Below are 19,922 nucleotides of genomic sequence, written 5' to 3' on the forward strand. Positions count from 1 at the left end.
GGATGCGGGCGTTGGACGCGCTGCGCCCGGTGCGGTCGTCGCGCTCCTGCTCGGCGCGGGCGTGACGGCGGCCGCGGTCGACGTCGTGGCGCGAAGGGTCGGTCATGGTGATCTCCGAGGGCTGATCCGGTGCGGCCAGCCTACGGGCGGGGTGGAGGTGGCACCCGTGACGCATGCCCGCGCTCTCGCGAGGAGAGGGACACGGTCTTCCCTGTCGGGGATCATGTGGCCGTGGACGATGCGCAGATCGACGCGTTGGCGGCGGAGGGCGAGCATGACTGAGGTGGTCGTGCCTCGCCTGGCGACGCGTTCGAGCCGTGCGTGGGTCGTCGGCACGGGCGTCGCCCTGGTCGTGGTCTCGGTGGCGATCTCGGTGGTGCAACCCGCCAGCCTCCCGTTCGCAGCCGGGTTCCTGGTGGTCCTCGGCCTCCTCGCAGCTCGGGCTCTGAGCGCGCGCGTGCGCCTGGACGACCGGGGAGGCACGCTGACCCGGACCCGGTGGCTCGCCCGGTCTCGGCGGGTCGAGCTGGCCGGTGCGACCGACGTACGCCTCGTCGACAACCGGGGCGGCGGCCTCAACCTGACCGTGCGGTCCCCGCAGGGCACGGTGCTCGTCCCGGTGCTGCTGCTCAGCGCCTACGTCAAGGCCTCGCAGCCCCCGGGGCTGCTGCGCCGGTTCGCCGACGTCGTGGAGCGCGACGTGCCCCGGGCGCGGGACGTCGTCACCGCCCTGCGTGCCCAGGCGACGCACCTGGAGCGAGGCGGCGACGCGGCGTCCTCGCCACTGGCGGCCCTCACCACCCGCGGAGTCGTCTCCGCAGCCGCCGGGGGCGGCGCGGCCGGTGCCGGCGGCACCATCGGCAACCTGACCGACTGACCGCCCCCACCTCGCGACGACCTAGCATCCCGGGGTGCCCGCCGACCTCTCGCTGACCGTCCTGGCGCTGCTGGTCCTGGCCGGTCTGGCCGCGGGGTTCGTCGATGCGGTGGTGGGCGGTGGCGGCCTGATCCAGCTCCCGGCGCTGCTCGTCGGGCTCCCGGGCGCCTCGCCGCTGCAGGTGCTGGCGACCAACAAGCTCGGCTCGGTGTTCTCGACCTCGGCCAGCAGCCTGACCTACGGCCGCCGGGTCCGCCCGGACCCGCGCACCTTCGTGCCCCTGATGGTCACGGCCTTCGCGGGCTCCGTGCTGGGGGCGCTGGTGGCCAGCCGGCTGCCGCGGGAGGCGTTCGTGCCGATCGTGCTCGTGGTGCTGGTCGTGGTCGGCGGCTACGTCCTGCTGCGCCCCGAGCTCGGACAGGTGACCGCGCTGCGGTTCACCGGTCGTCACCACGCCGCGGCGGCCATGGTCACCGGCGTGGTGGTCGGGTTCTACGACGGCGTGCTCGGTCCCGGCACCGGCAGCTTCTTCGTCATCTCGCTGGTGGGGCTGCTCGGCTACGACTTCCTGCAGGCCTCGGCCAAGGCCAAGATCGCCAACTGGGCCACCAACGTCGCCGCGCTGGTCGTCTTCGTCCCTCAGGGCGCCGTGCTGTGGAAGGTCGGCCTGCTGATCGGGCTCGGCAACCTGGTCGGGGCCTACGTCGGCGCCCGCACCGCGGTCTCGCGCGGAGCGGCGTTCGTGCGGGTGTTCTTCCTGCTGGTCGTCTCGGCGTTCGTCGTGCGCCTGGGCGGCGAGGTGCTGGGCTGGTGGGGCTGAGGTCCACCAACGGATCGGAGGCCCGGGGATCCCGGTCCGCTCAGTCGGCGAACGCGTCGCGGGGCACGACCAGCAGGCTGAGCGCCGCGACCAGCGCGGTGCCGGAGCAGATCGCCCAGACCGTGAGGTAGCCCGACAGCGGGGCGGCCCCGACCTCGGCGCCCTCGAGCGAGCCGGTCGCCGCGAGGGCGATCGCGAACAGCGCGGAGGCGATCGCGCCCCCGATGGTCTTGGTGGTGTTGGTCATCCCGGTCACGAAGCCGGTGCGGTCGGGCGGGGCGGCCGCCGCCGCGGCGGCGGGCAGGGCGGCGACGAGGACCCCGGAGCCGAGGCCCGCGACCGCGAGGTTGAGCAGCGTCTGGGTGGTGGTGTCGTGCAGCGGCAGGAACAGGCCGTAGCCCAGCGCGACCAGCAGGCAGGCGGCCAGCATCGCGCCGCGGGTGGAGAGCAGCCTGGCGGCCAGCGGGAGGGCGAGCGCGCCCAGGAGCAGGGACACGACGTAGACCCCGATCAGGGTCGAGACGAACCCCGCCGAGGCGCCCAGGCCGTAGCCGGTCACAGCCGGGTCGGTGCGGGCGAACGTCGAGAGCGGGATCTGCGCGCCGAGCACCGAGACCCCGAACAGGAACGCGGTCAGCTGGACGGGCCACTGCGCGGGCGTCGCGAGCAGGCGTACGTCGATCAGCGGCTCCGGCGTGCGCGACTCGACCCGCGCGAACGGCCAGGCGACGAGCGCGCCGAGCAGCAGCGCCAGCCAGGGCAGCACCGAGCCGGGGCCGACCACGCGGACCAGCACCAGCCCGGCCATCACCAGGCTGATCAGCAGCGTCACCAGGCCGAGGCCGGGCAGGTCCAGCCGCCCGGTCGCGACCGGGGGCGTCGGCGCGATGCCCCACCAGATCACCACGAGGCAGACCGTCACCGCCACGGCCGGCAGCGCCAGCAGGCCGGTCATGCCGAGCGTGCCGACCAGGGCGCCACTGGTCAGCGCGCCCGCGATCACGCCGAGCTCCAGCGCCGCGACCAGCAGCGCGGCCCCGCGCCGGGTGAGCCGGCCCTGGGCGCCGCTGCCGGCGGTGCGCCGGTGGATGATCGCGATCTCGAGCGGGAGCCACACGACGTAGCAGCCCTGCAGCGCCCACGCGACGAGGAAGGTCGTGAAGTCGGGCGCCACCGCGACGCCCCACGACGCCATCGCGGTCACGCCGGTGGAGAGCAGCAGCACCTGCCGGTGGCCCCACAGGTCGCCGAGCCGGGCGAGCAGTGGCACCACGAGCGCGGAGACGACCAGCTGGGCGGCCTCGAACCAGTTGACGTCGGCGTCGCGGATGCCGAGGTGGCGGGCGATGTCGCTGAACACCGGCGTGTAGTAGCCCTGCAGGACACCGCTGGCGAGCTCGACGCAGACCAGGAACCCGACGGCCGCCACGAGCCCGGGCACCACCGGTGGGGTGGACGGGCGGGTCGCGGTGGTCACGGGAGGTCCCGGAGGAGCCGCTCGTACCACGCCACGCCCGCGAGCCAGTCCGCGACGCCGACGTGCTCGTCGTAGGAGTGGATGCTCTCGCGTTGCTCCTTGGTCATCCGGAACGGCGTGAACCGGTAGACCCGCTCGCAGATCGCGGTGAAGAAGCGGCTGTCGGTGGCGGCCATCATCACGTAGGGCGTGGGCACGGCGTCGGGGAACTCGGCCGCGATCGTGGCCGCCAGCAGCTCGAACGCCGGGTCGTCGACGGGGGAGACGGGGGAGGGCTCGCCCGCCTCGAGGACGGTGACGGTGATCGAGTCGTCGGCGACCGCGCGGCGGACGTGCTCGGTGGCGCTGGCGACGGTGTCGCCGACCAGGATCCGCAGGTTGACGGCTGCGGTGGCCCGCGAGGCCAGCACGTTGTGGGCGGGCGAGCCGGACAGCTGGGTCACCGCCATCGTGGTGCGGACCAGGGCGGCGGGCTCGGGCCCGGCCGCCAGCAGCGCCCGGGTGACCAGCGGCTCGAGCCGGGAGGCGGCGGCGAACAGGGGCCGCAGCGGGAGCGGGGCGTGGGGCGCGATCCGGCGGAACAGCTCGGCGGTCGGGGCGGGCAGGCGGGCGGGGAACGGCCGCGACTCCAGGCGTACGACGGCCCGGGCGATGCGCGCCGTCGGACCCCCGCGCGACGGGGTGGAGGAGTGGCCGCCGCGGCCCTCGGCCACCAGCTCGAGCGTGGTGGTGCCCTTCTCGGAGACGCCGACGACGCCGAGCGGCGGGGCGACGCCGGGGAAGGCCTGGTGGGCCACCGCACCGCCCTCGTCGAGCACGAACCACGGCGCCACCCCGCGCTCGCGCAGCAGCCCGACGGCCGCGGCGGCGTCCTCGCCGGAGACCTCCTCGCGGGCACCGAAGGACAGCCACACGTCCCGGGCCGGCACCGCGTCGGCGGCCAGCAGCCGCTCGACGGCGACGCAGGTCGCGACCAGCGAGCCCTTGTCGTCGAGCGTGCCGCGCCCCCACACCGCGCCGTCGTGGACCTCGGCCCCGAAGGGCGGGTGCTGCCAGGGGGCCGTGGGATCGACCGGGACGACGTCGAGGTGGGCCATCAGCACCACGGGGGCCGCGTCGGGGTCGCGACCGGCCCACCGCAGCAGCAGCGAGTGGTCGCGCACGCGCGTGACCTCGAGCCGCTCGTGCAGCAGCGGGAACTCCTCGGCCAGCGCGGCCAGGAACCGCTCGAACACCTCGGCGTCGACCTCGGCCTCGTCGGTCGAGGACACCGTCGGGATCCGCACGAGGCGGCACAGCTTCTCGACGTCGGCGTCCACGCGGTGAGGCTAGGCCATCGCGGGGCCGGGACGGTCGGGACGACGACCGGTGCGGACGGGGACGTGCCGAAGGCCCCGGACCGAGATGGTCCGGGGCCTTCGGAGCCGTGGGCCGTGGTGCGCCGTGGGGCTTGTTCGTCCCGGGTCGTCACCCGGGGTGGGTGTCTCGTTGCAGTGGAGCTGTGCCTCCGGACGAGACGCTAGAAGACGCGCCGCCGGCTGCCACCGATCGGGACCAGGTTGAGCACCAGGCCGACCACGATCAAGATGATGCCGATCGTGGTGAGGATGGACTGGGGCAGCACCAGACCGATGATGAGCAGGATCAAACCCAGGACGACCATGTCCTGACTCCCTTCGTGACGGAACCCCCCGTCGTTGAGGAACGTACCCCTAGCGCGCCCCTCCAAACGACACTGGTGTGGTCTCGGATCCGAGACGGTGCGGCGGGGGGTCGTGGTGGCGGCGCCCGCGCGGGTCCGGTGGACTGGTCGCGTGACCCGCCACCCCCGTCCGTGCCGTCCGGGCTCAGTCCCCGGCGGCGCCCCAGGAGCCCCGGTGGACGACCTCGTCGAGGGGTCGTCGGGCCCGTCGTGCGGGCGAGCCGGCCGCGCCGCCGTCGGCCGGGTGGCCGAGCGTCACGGCACCGACCGGGTCGAAGGTCGCCGGGATGCCGAAGGCCGTGCGCAGCGTCTCGACGCGGTCGGCGGGCACCCCGAACAGGCAGGCCCCCAGGCCCTCGTCGACGGCGGTCTGCAGGATGAGCAGCGCGGCCATGGCGGCGTCGGTGTGCCAGTAGGGCACCGGCCAGCGAGCCTCGTCGCGGTCGGTCCAGCCCTTGTCCGGCTCGGCGTACCGCTCCAGGTAGGCCGCCCTGCTCGAGCACGGCACCACCACGACCGGGGCGCGCATCATGCCGCGCAGCCAGCGGCCGGGGGCCTCGGTGTCGTCGCTGGTGGCCCGCCAGTACGCCGCCACGTCGGCCGGCGTGTCGAGCACCAGGAAGCCCCACCCCTGGCTGAAGCCCGCGCTGGGCGCCCGGGTCGCGTGCGCGAGCGCCCGGTCGACGACGGCCGGGTCGACGGGCTCGTCGGTGTAGCTGCGCACCATGCGGCGGCGGCGTACGACCTCGCGGAACTCCACGGGGCCCAGCATGGCTGAACCGCACGCGGACCTCGAGCAGATGTGGCGCGACCTCGCGCCGGTCGGCCGCTCGGCGAGGAGCGGCGGCTACTTCCGGCAGCCCTTCACCGCCGCCGAGGGCGAGCTGCGGGCGTGGTTCGTCGAGCAGGCCGCGGCCCGGGGGCTGGCGCTGGAGGCCGACGGCAACGGCACCCTGCTCGCGACCTGGGGTTCCGGCGACGACGCCGTCCTCGTCGGCAGCCACCTCGACTCGGTCCTCGACGGCGGGGCGTACGACGGCCCGCTCGGCGTGGTCTCCGCGCTCGCCGCGATCGACCGGCTGCGCGAGCGCGGCGTGGCGCCGACCCGACCGGTGGTCGTCGCGGCGTTCGCGGAGGAGGAGGGATCGCGCTTCGGGCTGGCCTGCCTGGGCTCGCGGCTGGCGACCGGCGCGACGACCCCGGAGGCGGCGCGCGAGCTGCGCGACCGCGACGGCGTGCCGCTGCTCGACGCCATGGCCGCCGCCGGACTCGAGCCCGACCCGGGTCCCGCGTCCTGGCTGGGCCGGGTCGGCTGCTTCGTGGAGCTGCACGTCGAGCAGGGCCGCGACCTGGTGCACCGCGACGCGGCCGTCGGGCTGGCCGGCGAGATCTGGCCGCACGGCCGCTGGCGCTTCGACTTCACCGGCGAGGCCAACCACGCCGGCGCCACCCGGATGCAGGACCGTCGCGACCCGATGCTGTCCTACGCCGCGACCGCGCTGGCGGCGGCCGCCGCGGCCGGCACGACCGGGCCGCGCGCGACCTTCGGCCGGCTCGACGTCGCCCCCAACGGCACCAACGCGGTGCCCTCGCGGGTCACCGCCTGGCTCGACGCCCGGGCGGGCTCCGACGTCGCGCTGCAGGAGCTGGTCGAGGCGATCGGCCGGGCCGGGTCCGAGCGCGCCTCCGGCGACGGCACCGCCCTGGCCGTCACGCCCGAGTCGGTCTCCGGTGCCGTCGGCTTCGACACCTCGCTGACCGCGCGGCTGGCGCGGGTGCTGGGCCCGTGGGGCGGTCCCGGTGACGTCCCGGTCGTGCCGTCGCTGGCCGGCCACGACGCCGGCGTCCTGGCGGCGGCCGGCGTCCCGACCGCGATGCTGTTCGTGCGCAACCCGACCGGCGTCTCGCACTCGCCGGCCGAGCACGCCGACCTCACCGACTGCCTGGCCGGCGTCGACGCGCTGGCGGCCGTCCTCGAGGAGCTGGTCGCGTGACGGCGTACCTGCTCGAGCACGCGCTGCTCCCGGACGGTGTCGCCTCCGGCGTACGGCTGGAGGTGGTGGACGGCGTGATCACCGAGGTGGGCACCGGGACCGCCCCGACCCACGTCCCCGGCCTGACCATCCCCGGCCTCGCGAACTGCCACAGCCACGCGTTCCACCGGGCGCTGCGGGGCCGGACGCAGGCCGAGCGGGGGACGTTCTGGACCTGGCGGGAGCAGATGTACGCCGTGGCGGCCGACCTCACGCCCGACTCGTACTTCGAGCTCGCCCGGGAGGTGTACGCCGAGATGCGGGCCGTCGGCATCACCGCGGTCGGGGAGTTCCACTACCTGCACCACCAGCCCGACGGGACGCCGTACGACGACCCCAACGCCATGGGCCGTGCCCTGCTCGCCGCGGCCGACGACGCCAGGATCCGGATCCGGCTGCTCGACACCTGCTACCTCGCCGCCGGGTTCGGCCGCGAGCCCGAGGGCGTGCAGCGGCGCTACTCCGACGGCGACGCCCACGCCTGGGCCGAGCGGGTCGCGGCGCTCGACGACGACCGGGTCGGCGTGGCCATACACTCGGTGCGGGGGGTGCCGCCCGAGCAGCTGGCCACGGTGGTCGAGGCCGCCGCGGGACGGCCGCTGCACGTGCACCTGTCGGAGCAGGTCGCCGAGAACGACGCCTGCCTGGCCGCCACCGGTCGCACCCCCACCCGGCTGCTCGCCGACGCCGGCGCGCTGGGCCCGCTGACCACCGCGGTCCACGCCACGCACCTGAGCGACGACGACGTCCGGCTGCTGGGCGAGACCGGCACCCGCGTCTGCTTCTGCCCGACCACCGAGCGCGACCTCGCCGACGGGGTCGGCCCGTCGCGACGGCTGCACGAGGCCGGCGCGGTGCTGACGCTGGGCTCGGACAGCCACGCGGTGATCGACCTGTTCGAGGAGATGCGGGCCGTCGAGCTCGACGAGCGGCTGGTCACGCAGCGGCGCGGCCACTGGGCGGCGACCGAGCTGCTGGCGGCGGCCACCGTCGGCGGGCACGCGAGCCTGGGGTTCGACGACGCGGGCGCGATTGCGCTGGGCCAGCGCGCCGACCTCGTCACGGTCGACCTCGACACCGTCCGCACCCGTGGTTGCGGCGCGACGCCCGAGACGCTGGTGTTCGCGGCCGGCGGGGCCGACGTACGACCGTTCCCCGAGGAGGGCACCCGATGAGCGCGATCCTGCTGACCGGCATCGCCGAGCTGGTGACCAACGACCCCGTCCACGACGGCACCCCGAGCGGGGTGCTCGCCGACGCCGCGGTCGTGGTCGAGGGCGGTCGGGTGGCCTGGGTGGGACGTCGCCAGGACGCGCCCGCCACCGACGACGCCCGCGACCTCGGCGGGCGGGCGGTGGTGCCGGGGTTCGTGGACTCCCACTCCCACCTGGTCTTCGCCGGCGACCGGTCGGCGGAGTTCGCCGCGCGCATGGCCGGCACGGCGTACGACGGGGGCGGCATCCGCACCACCGTCGCCGCCACCCGGGCCGCGCCCGACGAGGTGCTCGAGGCCAACCTGGCGCGCCACCTGGCCGAGATGCGCCGGCAGGGCACGACCACCGTCGAGGTCAAGAGCGGCTACGGCCTCACCGTCCACGACGAGGCCCGCTCGCTGGCCATCGCCCGTCGCTGGACCGAGGAGACGACGTTCCTCGGCGCCCACGTGGTGCCGCACGAGCACGCCGACGACCCCGCGGCGTACGTCGACCTCGTCACCGGGCCGATGCTGGCCGCCGCCGCCCCGCACGCGCGCTGGATCGACGTGTTCTGCGAGCGCGGCGCCTTCGACGTCGACCAGGCCCGCGCGGTGCTCGCGGCGGGGGAGGGGGCCGGGCTGCTCGGTCGGCTCCACGCCAACCAGCTCGGACCGGGCCCCGGCGTACGGCTGGCCTGCGAGCTCGGGCTGGCCGCGGTCGACCACTGCACCTACCTCGACGCCGCCGACGTGGAGGCGCTCGCCGGGAGCGGCACCGTGGCGACGCTGCTGCCCGGCGTGGAGTTCAGCACCCGCTCGCCCTATCCCGACGCCCGCGCCCTCCTCGACGCCGGCGTGACGGTCGCCCTGGCCAGCGACTGCAACCCGGGCTCGTCGTACACCTCCTCGATGGCGCTGTGCGTCGCCCTCGCCGTCCGCGAGATGGGGATGACGCCGGCCGAGGCGCTGTGGGCGGCCACCGCCGGCGGCGCGCGGGCGCTGCGGCGCGACGACGTGGGCGTCCTCGCCCCGGGCCGACGGGCCCACCTGACGGTGCTCGACGCGCCCTCCCACGTGCACCTCGCCTACCGGCCGGGGGTCCCGCTCGTCGCCGAGGTGCTCGGCTGAGCCGGGTGCGCCCCGGGAGCGATTCAAGTCCGGCGGAACGGGCACCCGGGACGTACGGCGCACCGCAGCGCCGACCCCTACCGAGGAGGCGCACATGACCGAGAGCAACCAGCCGCTGGGCGACGACGACATCACCACGACCCCGACCGCCGGCTCCACCGGCAGCCCGGCCGACGCCGACGCCAGCGACGGCGGCTCGCACGGCCCCGCCGACGCCCCCGGCAGCGACACCGACGCCTCCGACGGCACCGACGGCGACGCCAGCGACGGCAGCTCCCACGGCCCCGCCGACGCGCCGGGCAGCGACACCGACGCCTCGGACGGCACCGACGGCGCCGGCAGCGACGGCAGCTCGCACGGTCCGGCTGACGCGCCGGGCAGCGACTCCGACGCCTCCGACGCGACGGACGCCTGATCCCACGTTGGACGCGCTCGACCTGCTGAGCGGTGACGCCCAGACCTTCGTGGAGAAGGTCTGGGCGTCCCGCGTCCACCTGCACCACACCGACCCCGCAGCCGACCTGGCCGGGGTGCTGTCGCTGGCCGACGTCGACCACCTGCTGACCGCGACCGCGATCCGCACGCCGGCCGTGCGCGTGGCCCAGGACGGCGCGGTGCTGCCCGCCTCCGCCTTCACCCGCGGTGGCTCCACCATCGCGGGCCAGCCGCTGACCGGCCTGGTCGACGCCCGCAAGGTGCTCGACCTCTTCGAGGGCGGCGCCACCGTCGTGCTCCAGGGCCTGCACCGCTACTGGCCGCCGCTGACCCGGCTCGTCGCCGAGCTCGAGGTCGCGCTGGGCCACCCCTGCCAGGCCAACGCCTACCTCACGCCGCCCGGCAACCAGGGTTTCGCGGTGCACAGCGACAGCCACGACGTCTTCGTCTTCCAGACCCACGGCTCCAAGCTGTGGGAGGTGCACCCGGCCCCGCTGGAGGAGCACGAGGAGCCCCGCGAGGTGCTGCTCGAGCCGGGCCTGTCCATGTACCTCCCCACCGGCACCCCCCACGCGGCGCGCGCCCAGGACACCGTCTCGCTGCACGTGACGATCGGCATCAACCAGCTCACCTGGCGCACCCTGGTCGACCGGGCCGTGCGCGAGGCCGCTCAGGGCCTCGACCTCGACGGTCACCTCCCCGCAGCGCACCTGACCCGGCCCGACGTGGTCGCCGAGGGCCTGGCCGAGCGGCTCGAGGGCCTCGCCGCCGCGCTGCGGTCCGTCGACCCGGGCGAGGTCGCCGCGGCCCAGGTCGACGCGTTCCTCCAGCAGCGGGTCAGCCCGCTGGCCGGGGGCCTGCTCGACCGCAGCGAGCTCGCCGCGATGACCGGCGACACCCCGCTGCGCCGTCGTGCGGGACGTCCCTGCGTGCTCCGGGCCGACGGCGAGCAGCTCCACCTGCTGCTCGGCGACCGCCGGGTGAGCGTGCCGATCCGCATCCGGGCGGCTGTCGAGCAGCTGCGCGACACCCCCGAGCTGGTGCCCGACGACCTCGACCTCGACCCGGCCAGCGCCCTCGTGCTCTGCCGGCGGCTGGTCCGCGAGGGCCTGCTCGAGGTACGACGCTGAGCGCCGTCCCGGTCGCCCCCTTCCGCTGCGCGGCCGCCGCGCTGGAGCGGGCCGACGACCCGGCGGGCACCGCCACCCACGTCGCCGCCTTCCTGCTCGTGGAGCACCACGGCCCGTGGGGCACGGCGGTGCTGCGCGACAGCCGGCTCGACGAGGACGTCCGCCGTCACCTCTCCGGCATCGGGGCGGTCCGGGTGCTGCTGGCCCGGCGGCACCACCGCGCCCACCGGGGCCCGACGTACGCCGTCCACGTCTGCTTCCCCCACACCCAGCGGCTGCTGCGGCACGAGGTCACCGACCACCGCGAGCTGCTCGACCTCGACACCGCCGCGCTCGCCCGCGGCGAGGAGCCGCCGGGCTGGGTGCCGGTGACCGAGCCGCTGTACGGCGTGTGCACCCACGGCCGCCACGACGCGTGCTGTGCCGAGCGCGGGCGTCCCGTCGCGGCCGCGCTGACCGCGATCCGCCCCGAGCAGACCTGGGAGGTCTCGCACGTCGGCGGCGACCGCTTCGCCGCCAACGTGCTGGTGCTGCCCCAGGGCCTCTACTACGGCCAGGTCACCGCCGCCGACGCCGCCGGCCTGGCCGACCGCCACGAGTCGGGACGGCTCGACCTCGACCGGCTGCGCGGCCGCTCCAGCCGCCCGATGCACGTCCAGCACGCCGAGGTCGCGCTGCGCCGCCACCTCGGCGACGACCGCGAGTCGGCCGTGCGCGTCGTGCGCCGCGACGGGGAGCTGACCGAGTTCGCCCACGGCGAGGACACCTGGGTCGTCCGGGTGCGGCGGGGCGAGGGCGAGGTGGAGGGACGGCTGACCTGCGGGGCCGCGCGCCCGGGCCGGGTCCCGGTCTTCGAGGTGCTGTCGCTCGAGCGGGTCTGAGCCGGCCCCGGAGCGCTCGGGGTCCGGTTGTTGTTTCCTCCACCACTGCGCGGGTACCCGCCGGTCATCACATGGAGGTGTGCATGGCTGGACTGGCCTTTCTCGAGAAGAAGAACACCGTCGCCCGACCGGGCTACAGCAAGTGGCTCATCCCGCCGGCGGCGCTGTGCGTGCACCTGTCGATCGGGCAGGTCTACGCCTTCTCGGTCTTCAAGACCTCGCTGGTGCAGCGCTTCGAGTCCTCGCAGACCGCGGTCGCGTGGATCTTCTCCATCGCCATCGTGATGCTGGGCCTCAGCGCCGCCGTCCTCGGCACCTGGGTGGAGCGCAACGGCCCCCGCAAGGCGATGGTGGCCGCGGCCCTGTGCTGGGGCACCGGCTTCCTGGTCGGTTCGCTGGGCATCGCCATCGGCAGCCTGCCGCTGCTCTACCTCGGCTACGGCGTCATCGGCGGCATCGGCCTGGGCATCGGCTACATCTCGCCGGTCTCCACGCTGATCAAGTGGTTCCCCGACAAGCCCGGCCTCGCCACCGGCATGGCGATCATGGGCTTCGGTGGTGGCGCCCTGATCGCCTCGCCGCTGTCCAACCTGCTGCTCGGCATCTACGACCCGCAGTTCGACCCGGCCAACAGCGGCAACGGCGCCAGCGCCTCCGCGCTCTCGGCGACGTTCCTGACCCTCGGCCTGGTCTACCTCGTCTTCATGCTCATCGGCGCCTCCCTGATCCGGCTCCCCGAGGGCTTCGGCGACGACGCGACCGCCGCCCACCAGCCCGGCCGTGGCGGTGCGCTGGTGCGGGCCAAGGCTGCCATCCGCACGCCGCAGTTCGCGCTGCTGTGGGTGGTGCTGTTCTGCAACGTCACCGCCGGCATCGGCATCCTCGAGCAGGCGGCGCCGATGATCCAGGACTTCTTCCGCGACGGCCAGGACTCCACCGTCTCGGCCGCCGAGGCGGCCGGCTTCGTCGGCATGCTGAGCCTGGCCAACATGGCCGGGCGCTTCGTGTGGTCCAGCGCCTCGGACCGCATCGGTCGCAAGCCGATCTACATGATGTACCTCGGCGTCGGCCTGGTCCTCTACATCCTGCTGGCCACCTTCGGCCAGACCTCGACCGCGGTCTTCGTCGTGCTCGCCCTGCTGATCATCAGCTACTACGGCGGCGGCTTCGCCACCGTCCCGGCCTACCTCAAGGACCTCTTCGGCACCCTCGAGGTCGGCGCCATCCACGGCCGGCTGCTCACCGCCTGGGCGGCCGCCGGCGTGATGGGCCCGCTCATCGTCAACGGCTTCCTCGACGCCGCCGGTGAGCCCGGCAGCCTGGTCGCCGAGGACTACCACCCGGCCCTGATCACCATGGTGATCGTGCTCGCGGTGGGCTTCGTGGCCAACCTGCTGATCAAGACGGTCGACGAGAAGCACTTCGACGACGAGGCGGTCCGGTCCCACGCGGGCCGCGGCGACCACACCGACCCCGCGGGCGAGCCCGCCACCACAGGAGGCACCCGATGAGCAGCACCCACGACGACGGCACCCGCACGTCCGGCTCGACCAGCCCCACGAGCGCGCTCGTGGTGGCGCTGGCCTGGCTGCTGGTGTCGGTGCCGCTGGCCTACGGGCTGTGGCAGACGCTGGTCAAGGCCGCGCAGCTGCTGGGCTGACCCGCCCGAGGACCAGGCCCGGCGGCTCCCGGACCGTGGGGGGACGGCCGGGGGTGCCACCGGGCCTGGCGTCTCGTCGGCGGGGCAGGGGGGTCGAACCCCACCGTGCCCCAGTCTGCCCGGCCGGCCGGTGCCACACCTGAGCGCTGCGTCCCAGCTGGCCCTGGTGCCGATGCACCATCCCGGTCCGTCGTACGCCGCCTCAGCGGTCCGGCAGCAGGCCCTCGCGGACCGCGATGGACAACGCCTCGAGCTTGGAGTGCGCCCCCAGCTTGGCCGACAGGTTGGCGATGTGGTTGCGGACGGTGTGCACGCTGACGACCAGCTCGGCGGCGATCGCCGCGTTGGTCAGCCCACCGGCCAGCAGGCCCAGGACCTCGCGCTCGCGCTCGGTCAGCTCCTGGTGGTGACGCTGCGAGCCGCGCGAGAGCCGCGGCAGCAGCCGCGCCAGCATCTCGGGACTGATCAGCGCCTCGCCCGAGGCGGCGGCGCGCACGGCGCCGGTGACCTCGTCGAGGCTGCGGGTCTTGGACACGAAGCCCGAGGCGCCGGCCTCGATCGCGGCGATCAGCACGTGGTCGGCGGCGCTCGCGGTCAGCACCACCACCTGCACCTCCGGGCGCAGCGCCTGCAGCTCGGGGATCGCGGCGACCCCGTCGCCGTCGGGCAGGCGGTGGTCGAGCAGCAGCACGTCGGGGCGGGTGGACCGCAGCAGCGAGCGGGCCTCTGCCAGCGTGCCCGCGACGCCGACCGTCGTCAGGTCGGGCTCCGCGTCGAGCACCTGGCCGAGGCTGGTGGCGAGCACGGCGTGGTCGTCGACGACCAGCACCCGCACGCGCGGCTCCGCGTCGGTCTCCACGACGTCGTCCTGGTCCTCGGCCATGTCCCTCCCCCGGGATCCCCGAGCCGCGGAGGGGACCGGCCACGGACGGGAACTGGCCCCAAGGTACTAGACATGATGGCGCCGTCACCCGTTTCCGGGGATCGTCCTGCACGGCACCATGTGCAGCGACCGGAGCAGGGAGACCACGTGCGCGCCACCCCAGTGCTCGTCGCCGACGACGACGAGCTGTTCCGCACGGCCCTCGTCGAGGTCGTCGGTGCCGATCGTCGCTTCGAGGTGGTCGGCACCCGCACCTCGGGCGCCGACGTCGTCCGGGCCGTGCACGAGTCCCGCGCCGAGCTGGTCCTGCTCGACGTGCGGATGCCCCAGGGCGGCGTGGCGGCCGCCCGGGCGCTGCGTGTCGCGGTCGCCCAGGGGCAGCTCGACCCGGTGCGGGTCGTGGCCCTGTCCGCCCACGCCCCGACCGCCACCGTGGTCGAGCTGCTGCGCGAGGGGGTGGTCGGCTACCTCGTCAAGGGCGAGCCGGCCCGTGACCTGCCCGACCTGCTCGCGCGCTGCGCGGCCGGCCAGGTGGTGCTCACCAGCCCGTCCGCGGCCACGGCCCTGCGCCAGCTCGTCGAGGGCGGCTGAGCCGATGGGCCCCGTCCGGGCCCCCGTCCGGCCACCCGTCCGGCCAGGTCGGGACGGTCCCTACGCACTAGGGAGGATCGTGCCTGGGGCCCTGCCGGCGGCGTCGTGCGGCTGACAGGCTCCGAGCATGCCCCACCCGTGCCACCCGCGCCCCCGTCCGTGACCGCCCCGCACGGCGGTCCCGCGGTGCTGCGACCCCGCCGTCGCCGCACCACCTCCGGACCGGCCGGACGCCCGTCCCGTGGCGTCGCGCGCCGCACCCCGGGAGCGGTCCGCGGCGCCACCGGGCCGGTGCTGGGCACGCACCGGTCGTTCGGTCGTCGCCGCGCCGACCGTCACGTCGCGCACCCGCTGCCGGCGTACGTCGTCGCCTCCCGCCTGCCCCAGACCCCCGAGACCCGTCGCCGGGTCCTGGCCGCGGTCGACCACGAGCTGCGCACGCCGCTCACCGCCGTGCTCGGCTACGTCGAGCTGCTGCTGGACGGTGAGGCCGGCCGGCTCGACGAGGACCAGGCACGCATGCTGCAGCGCATCGACGCCAACGCGGCGCGGCTGCTGACCGTGGTCGGCACCCTGCTCGACGGCGCGCGCGACGGCCTGCAGCGCGGCGAGATGGTCGACCTCGTCGGTGCCGTCGTCGAGGCGCTGGGCGGGGCCGACGCGCTCTGCGCCCGGATGCCCGGGACGAGCGACGACGACGCGGAGACCCCGGGGTCGTCGGTGCCTGCCTAGGCTGGGCGGGTGAAGCTCGAACGCAAGCACGCCCTCGTCCTGCTCGCCGTCGCCGTGTGGAACGTCCTCACCTACGCCCAGTTCACCAAGGCGCTGGTGCAGACCGAGGAGGAGCGGCCGACCGGCTACTTCGTGGCGCACGGCGTGCTCATCGTGGTCAACCTGCTGATCGCGGCCGTGCTCGGCCGCTGGGGGCTGCAGGCGCTCCGGGCCCAGCGCACCGCACGCTCGGCCCGCTGACCCGGCCGGCCGCGGTCACGATTCGGCAACGCGGCCCGGGCGGTGCTTGACCGCCACCGGGGCCGGGACCAAGGTGGGGCGACCGCGCCGACCGACGTGGTCCGGACCACGTCCGTCACGGCCGAGGAGGTCGCGCTGAGCACGCTCGAGGAGCCCGGTCACGCGATGGACCCGGAAGCGGTCGTCGTGGGGGAGCGCAACATCGAGGGCCGCTCCCTCAGCCAGATCGCGTGGGGTCGCCTCCGCAAGGACAAGGTCGCCCTCACGGGCGCGTTCTTCATCGTCTTCCTGGTGACCGTGGCGCTGCTGGCCCCGCTCATCGTCAAGGTCACCGGCGGGCCCCCGGACGAGTACCACCAGGACCTCCTCGACATGGCGCTCGGCGGCGTCCCCAACGGCTTCTTCGGCGGCATGAGCTGGGCCCACCCGATGGGCCTCGAGGTCGGCAACGGCCGCGACATCTTCAGCCGGGTGCTCTACGGCGCGCGGATCTCGCTGCTGATCGCGATCCTCGCGACCACGGTCTCGGTCGTCATCGGCACCGTCGTCGGCGTCGTGGCCGGCTTCTTCGGCGGCTGGGTCGACGCGGTCCTCTCCCGCGTCATGGACGTCTTCCTGGCCTTCCCGCTCCTGGTGTTCGCCATCGCGCTCTCCGGCGTCTTCCCCAACGAGGCCTTCGGGCTCGAGGGCCTCCCGCTCCGGCTGGCCCTGCTTGTCTTCGTCATCGGCTTCTTCAACTGGCCCTACATCGGCCGCATCGTCCGGGGCCAGACGCTCTCGCTCCGCGAGCGGGAGTACGTCGAGGCGGCCCGCAGCCTCGGGGCGCGACGTCCTTACATCCTGTTCACCGAGCTGCTGCCCAACCTGATCGCACCGATCCTGGTCTACGCGACGCTGACGATCCCGACCAACATCCTCTTCGAGGCGGCGCTGTCCTTCCTCGGCGTGGGCGTGCCGCCCCCGACGGCGAGCTGGGGCGAGATGCTCTCCTCGGCGGTCGACTCCTACACCGCCCTGCACTTCATGTTCTGGCCCGGTCTCGCGATCTTCCTGACCGTGCTTGCCTTCAACCTGTTCGGCGACGGCCTGCGCGACGCCTTCGACCCCAAGAGCAGCCGGTGACGCGGGTGAGCGCACCCCGTCGTCGCCGACCCACCAGCCCGCGACCCTCGCACCTGCCTGGGCCGGAGTTCGAGAGAGGTAGGAACCATGCGGATCACCCGTAAGAGAGGCGCCGCGGCCCTGGTGGTCGTGGCCGCCCTGGGCCTGAGTGCCTGTGGCTCCGGCGGCGGCACCGGTGGCGGCGGTGGCGACGAGCCCCAGCTGGACAACGGTGCGTTGGGCAGCGTCGTGGCCGAGTCCGACGAGAAGGGCGGCACCCTGACCTTCGGTCTCGCCGGCGAGTGGGGCGACACCGTCGACCCGGGCGAGACCTACTACGGCTACTCCTGGGACATGCTGCGCAACTATGCGCGCACCCTGGTGATGTTCAAGACCGAGCCGGGCAAGGCCGGGCTCGAGCTCACCCCCGACCTCGCCACCGACCTGGGCAAGTCCAGCAACGGCGGCAAGACGTGGACCTACACGCTGCGCGACGGCGTGAAGATGGAGGACGGCTCGGAGATCACCAGCGCCGACGTCAAGCACGCGGTGCTGCGCTCGACCGACAAGAAGACCTTCCCCAACGGTCCGGCCTACTTCGAGGCAATGCTCGACCTGCCCGAGGGCTACCAGGGTCCCTACAAGTCCAAGAACGCGAACACCGACCGGGCGATCCAGACGCCGGACGACAAGACCATCGTGTTCAACCTCAAGGAGCCGTTCGCCGGCTTCGACTACCTCGCCCAGCTGCCGCAGACGGCGCCGGTGCCCGAGGACAAGGACACCGGCTCCAAGTACCGCTCGCACCCGCTGTCGTCGGGTCCCTACATGTTCGACGGCAACTTCGACGTCGCCCGCGGCTTCACGCTCAAGCGCAACCCCGAGTGGGACCCCGCGACCGACCCCAACCGCAAGGCGCTCCCCGACGAGATGGTCGTCAAGACGGGTCTGGAGGCCAACGACCTCGACAACCAGATCGTCGCGGGCACCATCGACGTCGACATCGCGGGCACGGGCGTGCAGTCCGCGGCGCTGCCCAAGGTGCTGCAGCAGGCCGACCTGCGCGAACGCGCCGACAACCCGGTCAACGCGCGCCTCTGGTACACCTCGATCAACCCCACGGTGAAGCCGCTGGACAACATCGAGTGCCGCAAGGCGGTCATGTACGCCATGAGCCCGACGGTCTACCAGAACGCCTACGGCGGCGAGTACGCCGGCGGCGACATCGCCACCACCCTGATGCCCCCGCAGATCCCGGGCTACAAGGACTTCGACCTCTGGGGCTTCAAGAAGAACCCCGACGGCCAGCCCGACAAGGCCAAGGAGGCCCTGCAGGCCTGTGGCTCGGAGGGCTTCGAGACCAACATCGCCTACCGCGCCGAGCGGCCCAAGGAGAAGGCCACGGCCGAGGGCTTCCAGCAGGCGCTGGAGAAGGTCGGCATCAAGGCCAACCCGCGTCCGCTGCCCGAGGGTGACTACTTCTCCGGCACCTGCGGCCTCCCGTCGTACGTCGTGAAGAACAACATCGGCCTGTGCGTCAACGGCTGGGGTGCCGACTGGCCCGACGGCTACGGCTTCCTGTCGCAGATCGTCGACGGTCGGGTCATCCGGGAGACCGGCGGCTCCTCGAACACCTCGGTCCGGATCCCCGAGGTCGAGGACATGCTCGACAAGGCGATCGTCGAGCAGGACGAGGACACCCGCAACGAGATGTGGGGTGCCATCGACGAGCGCGTGATGGAGGAGGCGGTCATCTACCCCGGCGTCTACGCCAAGGCCGTCCTGCTCCGCAGCAAGAACGCGACCAACGTGTTCGTCAACGAGTCGTTCGGCTACTACGACTACACCGCCATGGGCGTCAAGCAGTAGGTCCTGCCGCCCCGCCCCACCACTCCGTGCGAAAGCAGGTGAAGGCGTAGGCGCTGGTCCGGCCGGGTCCCCCAGGGACCCGGCCGGGCCGGCACCGTGCCGACGTCAGTGATCAGCTACATCATCCGGCGGCTCCTCGCCGCGGTCGGGCTCGTGGTCGTCATCTCGATGATCACGTTCGCGATCTTCTACCTGCTGCCGCGCCTGGCCGGCGCCAGCCCCGAGACGCTGGCCACGCGCTACGTCGGACGCGCCGCCACCGCCGACACCGTGCGGGTCACCGCGGAGCGGCTCGGCTTCTACGACCCGCTCTACGTGCAGTACTGGGACTGGCTCAAGGGCGTCGTCCTCGGCACCACCATCGACACCGGCGCCGGCACCGTGCAGTGCCCGGCCCCCTGCCTCGGCTACTCCTTCCGCAACCAGGAGCCGGTGACGCCGCAGGTCCTCGACCGGCTGCCGGTCTCCTTCTCGCTGGCCATCGGTGCCGCCGTGCTCTGGCTGATCGTGGGCCTCTCGGTGGGCATCCTCTCCGCGCTGCGCCGCGGGTCCTTCTTCGACCGCGCCGCCATGACCTTCGCCCTCGCAGGCGTCTCGATGCCGATCTTCTGGACCGGCCTGGTCGCGCTCGCCATCTTCAGCTACCAGCTCGGCATCACCCCGCCGGGCGGCAGCTACACCCCCTTCACCGAGAACCCCGTGCAGTGGGCCTACGGCCTGCTGCTGCCGTGGATCACCCTGGCGCTGCTGTTCTCCGCGCAGTACGCCCGCCTCACCCGGGCCGGGATGCTCGAGACCATGGGGGAGGACTACATCCGCACCGCCCGGGCCAAGGGCCTGCGCGAGCGCACGGTCGTGACCAAGCACGGCCTGCGCGCCGCGCTCACCCCGATCGTGACCATCTTCGGCCTCGACTTCGGGCTGCTGATCGGCAGCGCCGTGCTCACCGAGACCGCCTTCGGGCTCCCCGGCCTGGGGCAGATGGCCGTCGACGCCACCGGGTCCAACGACCTGCCCCAGGTGCTCGGCGTGGTGCTGCTCATCGCCGTGTTCGTGGCCGTGGCCAACCTGGTCGTCGATCTGCTCTACGCCGTCATCGACCCGAGGGTGCGCACACGATGAACTCCCTGCTCGCCGAGCCCACCCCCACCCCCGCCCCCGCCGGCGG

The 19,922-nt window shown here is 74.1% G+C and carries 21 protein-coding genes; 16 read left to right on the forward strand and 5 right to left on the reverse strand.

Translation table 11 applies throughout. The features are described 5' to 3' along the window. The first annotated feature begins 274 nt into the window (after positions 1 to 274). Both ASG49_RS18580 and ASG49_RS09235 read left to right on the forward strand, forming a co-directional pair. On the forward strand, positions 275 to 877 hold the full coding sequence (locus ASG49_RS18580; protein ID WP_156384260.1) for a hypothetical protein: 603 nt from the start codon (positions 275 to 277) through the stop codon (positions 875 to 877). Positions 878 to 911: 34 nt separating this feature from the next. Continuing rightward, on the forward strand, positions 912 to 1,697 hold the full coding sequence (locus tag ASG49_RS09235; RefSeq protein WP_056540597.1) for a TSUP family transporter: 786 nt from the start codon (positions 912 to 914) through the stop codon (positions 1,695 to 1,697). Positions 1,698 to 1,737: 40 nt separating this feature from the next. Here ASG49_RS09235 and ASG49_RS09240 read toward each other — a convergent pair whose 3' ends face one another. The 4 genes from ASG49_RS09240 to ASG49_RS09250 form a co-directional block, all read right to left on the reverse strand. Further along, a complete protein-coding gene (locus tag ASG49_RS09240; RefSeq protein WP_056540600.1) occupies positions 1,738 to 3,174 on the reverse strand; it encodes an MFS transporter in 1,437 nt (478 codons plus the stop codon). After that, positions 3,171 to 4,493, reverse strand: coding sequence for a M20/M25/M40 family metallo-hydrolase (locus ASG49_RS09245; protein WP_056540603.1), 1,323 nt, complete (start codon positions 4,491 to 4,493; stop codon positions 3,171 to 3,173). The genes ASG49_RS09240 and ASG49_RS09245 overlap by 4 nt, the downstream gene beginning before the upstream one ends. A gap of 200 nt (positions 4,494 to 4,693) precedes the next feature. Further along, the gene (locus tag ASG49_RS19075) at positions 4,694 to 4,837 is read right to left on the reverse strand and encodes a hypothetical protein (RefSeq protein WP_170169875.1); all 144 of its coding nucleotides are present in this window, start codon (positions 4,835 to 4,837) and stop codon (positions 4,694 to 4,696) included. 184 nt (positions 4,838 to 5,021) lie between these two features. Beyond that, on the reverse strand, positions 5,022 to 5,648 hold the full coding sequence (locus ASG49_RS09250; protein ID WP_235561996.1) for a nitroreductase family protein: 627 nt from the start codon (positions 5,646 to 5,648) through the stop codon (positions 5,022 to 5,024). Between ASG49_RS09250 and ASG49_RS09255 the strand changes: the two genes are divergently transcribed. The 8 genes from ASG49_RS09255 to ASG49_RS19080 all read left to right on the forward strand — a co-directional run bounded on the left by ASG49_RS09255 (position 5,647) and on the right by ASG49_RS19080 (position 13,338). Further along, positions 5,647 to 6,870 (forward strand): allantoate amidohydrolase, encoded by a 1,224-nt coding sequence (locus tag ASG49_RS09255; RefSeq protein WP_056540606.1) that lies wholly within the window; start codon positions 5,647 to 5,649, stop codon positions 6,868 to 6,870. The genes ASG49_RS09250 and ASG49_RS09255 overlap by 2 nt on opposite strands. After that, the gene (locus ASG49_RS09260; protein ID WP_056540608.1) at positions 6,867 to 8,084 is read left to right on the forward strand and encodes a formimidoylglutamate deiminase; all 1,218 of its coding nucleotides are present in this window, start codon (positions 6,867 to 6,869) and stop codon (positions 8,082 to 8,084) included. The genes ASG49_RS09255 and ASG49_RS09260 overlap by 4 nt, the downstream gene beginning before the upstream one ends. Beyond that, positions 8,081 to 9,232 carry an imidazolonepropionase gene (gene hutI, locus ASG49_RS09265; RefSeq protein WP_056540611.1) on the forward strand — a complete coding sequence of 384 codons (1,152 nt, stop codon included), beginning with the start codon at positions 8,081 to 8,083 and terminating at the stop codon, positions 9,230 to 9,232. Before ASG49_RS09260 ends, hutI begins: the two co-directional genes overlap by 4 nt. Before the next feature lie 94 nt (positions 9,233 to 9,326). Then, complete coding sequence (locus ASG49_RS09270; protein ID WP_056540614.1) at positions 9,327 to 9,647, forward strand: hypothetical protein; 321 nt, start codon at positions 9,327 to 9,329, stop codon at positions 9,645 to 9,647. Between the two features lie 7 nt (positions 9,648 to 9,654). Next, positions 9,655 to 10,797: a cupin domain-containing protein gene (locus tag ASG49_RS09275; protein WP_235561997.1), complete on the forward strand. Its 1,143-nt coding sequence runs from the start codon at positions 9,655 to 9,657 to the stop codon at positions 10,795 to 10,797. 41 nt (positions 10,798 to 10,838) lie between these two features. Then, entirely contained in the window at positions 10,839 to 11,678 is an 840-nt protein-coding gene (locus ASG49_RS09280; RefSeq protein WP_255355122.1) for a sucrase ferredoxin, read from the forward strand. 83 nt (positions 11,679 to 11,761) lie between these two features. Then, on the forward strand, positions 11,762 to 13,189 hold the full coding sequence (locus ASG49_RS09285) for an OFA family MFS transporter (protein WP_056541233.1): 1,428 nt from the start codon (positions 11,762 to 11,764) through the stop codon (positions 13,187 to 13,189). Further along, positions 13,186 to 13,338 carry a hypothetical protein gene (locus ASG49_RS19080; RefSeq protein ID WP_200936262.1) on the forward strand — a complete coding sequence of 51 codons (153 nt, stop codon included), beginning with the start codon at positions 13,186 to 13,188 and terminating at the stop codon, positions 13,336 to 13,338. The genes ASG49_RS09285 and ASG49_RS19080 overlap by 4 nt, the downstream gene beginning before the upstream one ends. Positions 13,339 to 13,540: 202 nt before the next feature. On the opposite strand, the gene ASG49_RS09290 is transcribed toward ASG49_RS19080, so the two are convergent. Further along, positions 13,541 to 14,221, reverse strand: coding sequence for a response regulator transcription factor (locus ASG49_RS09290; protein ID WP_056540619.1), 681 nt, complete (start codon positions 14,219 to 14,221; stop codon positions 13,541 to 13,543). A gap of 147 nt (positions 14,222 to 14,368) precedes the next feature. On the opposite strand from ASG49_RS09290, the gene ASG49_RS09295 reads away from it, so the two are divergent. From ASG49_RS09295 to ASG49_RS09320, 6 genes are all read left to right on the forward strand, one after another. Further along, positions 14,369 to 14,812, forward strand: coding sequence for a response regulator transcription factor (locus ASG49_RS09295; protein WP_162244511.1), 444 nt, complete (start codon positions 14,369 to 14,371; stop codon positions 14,810 to 14,812). 138 nt (positions 14,813 to 14,950) lie between these two features. Further along, positions 14,951 to 15,544, forward strand: coding sequence for a sensor histidine kinase KdpD (locus ASG49_RS09300; protein WP_235561998.1), 594 nt, complete (start codon positions 14,951 to 14,953; stop codon positions 15,542 to 15,544). A gap of 9 nt (positions 15,545 to 15,553) precedes the next feature. Continuing rightward, on the forward strand, positions 15,554 to 15,784 hold the full coding sequence (locus ASG49_RS09305; RefSeq protein ID WP_056540628.1) for an SCO4848 family membrane protein: 231 nt from the start codon (positions 15,554 to 15,556) through the stop codon (positions 15,782 to 15,784). 96 nt (positions 15,785 to 15,880) lie between these two features. Next, positions 15,881 to 16,906 (forward strand): ABC transporter permease, encoded by a 1,026-nt coding sequence (locus ASG49_RS09310; RefSeq protein ID WP_235561999.1) that lies wholly within the window; start codon positions 15,881 to 15,883, stop codon positions 16,904 to 16,906. A gap of 87 nt (positions 16,907 to 16,993) precedes the next feature. Further along, positions 16,994 to 18,754 carry an ABC transporter substrate-binding protein gene (locus ASG49_RS09315; RefSeq protein ID WP_056540633.1) on the forward strand — a complete coding sequence of 587 codons (1,761 nt, stop codon included), beginning with the start codon at positions 16,994 to 16,996 and terminating at the stop codon, positions 18,752 to 18,754. 108 nt (positions 18,755 to 18,862) lie between these two features. Continuing rightward, positions 18,863 to 19,876 carry an ABC transporter permease gene (locus ASG49_RS09320; protein ID WP_056540636.1) on the forward strand — a complete coding sequence of 338 codons (1,014 nt, stop codon included), beginning with the start codon at positions 18,863 to 18,865 and terminating at the stop codon, positions 19,874 to 19,876. Positions 19,877 to 19,922: the final 46 nt, after the last annotated feature.

This window comes from Marmoricola sp. Leaf446, from assembly GCF_001424755.1.
In the GTDB taxonomy this organism is placed as follows: Bacteria; Actinomycetota; Actinomycetes; order Propionibacteriales; family Nocardioidaceae; genus Marmoricola.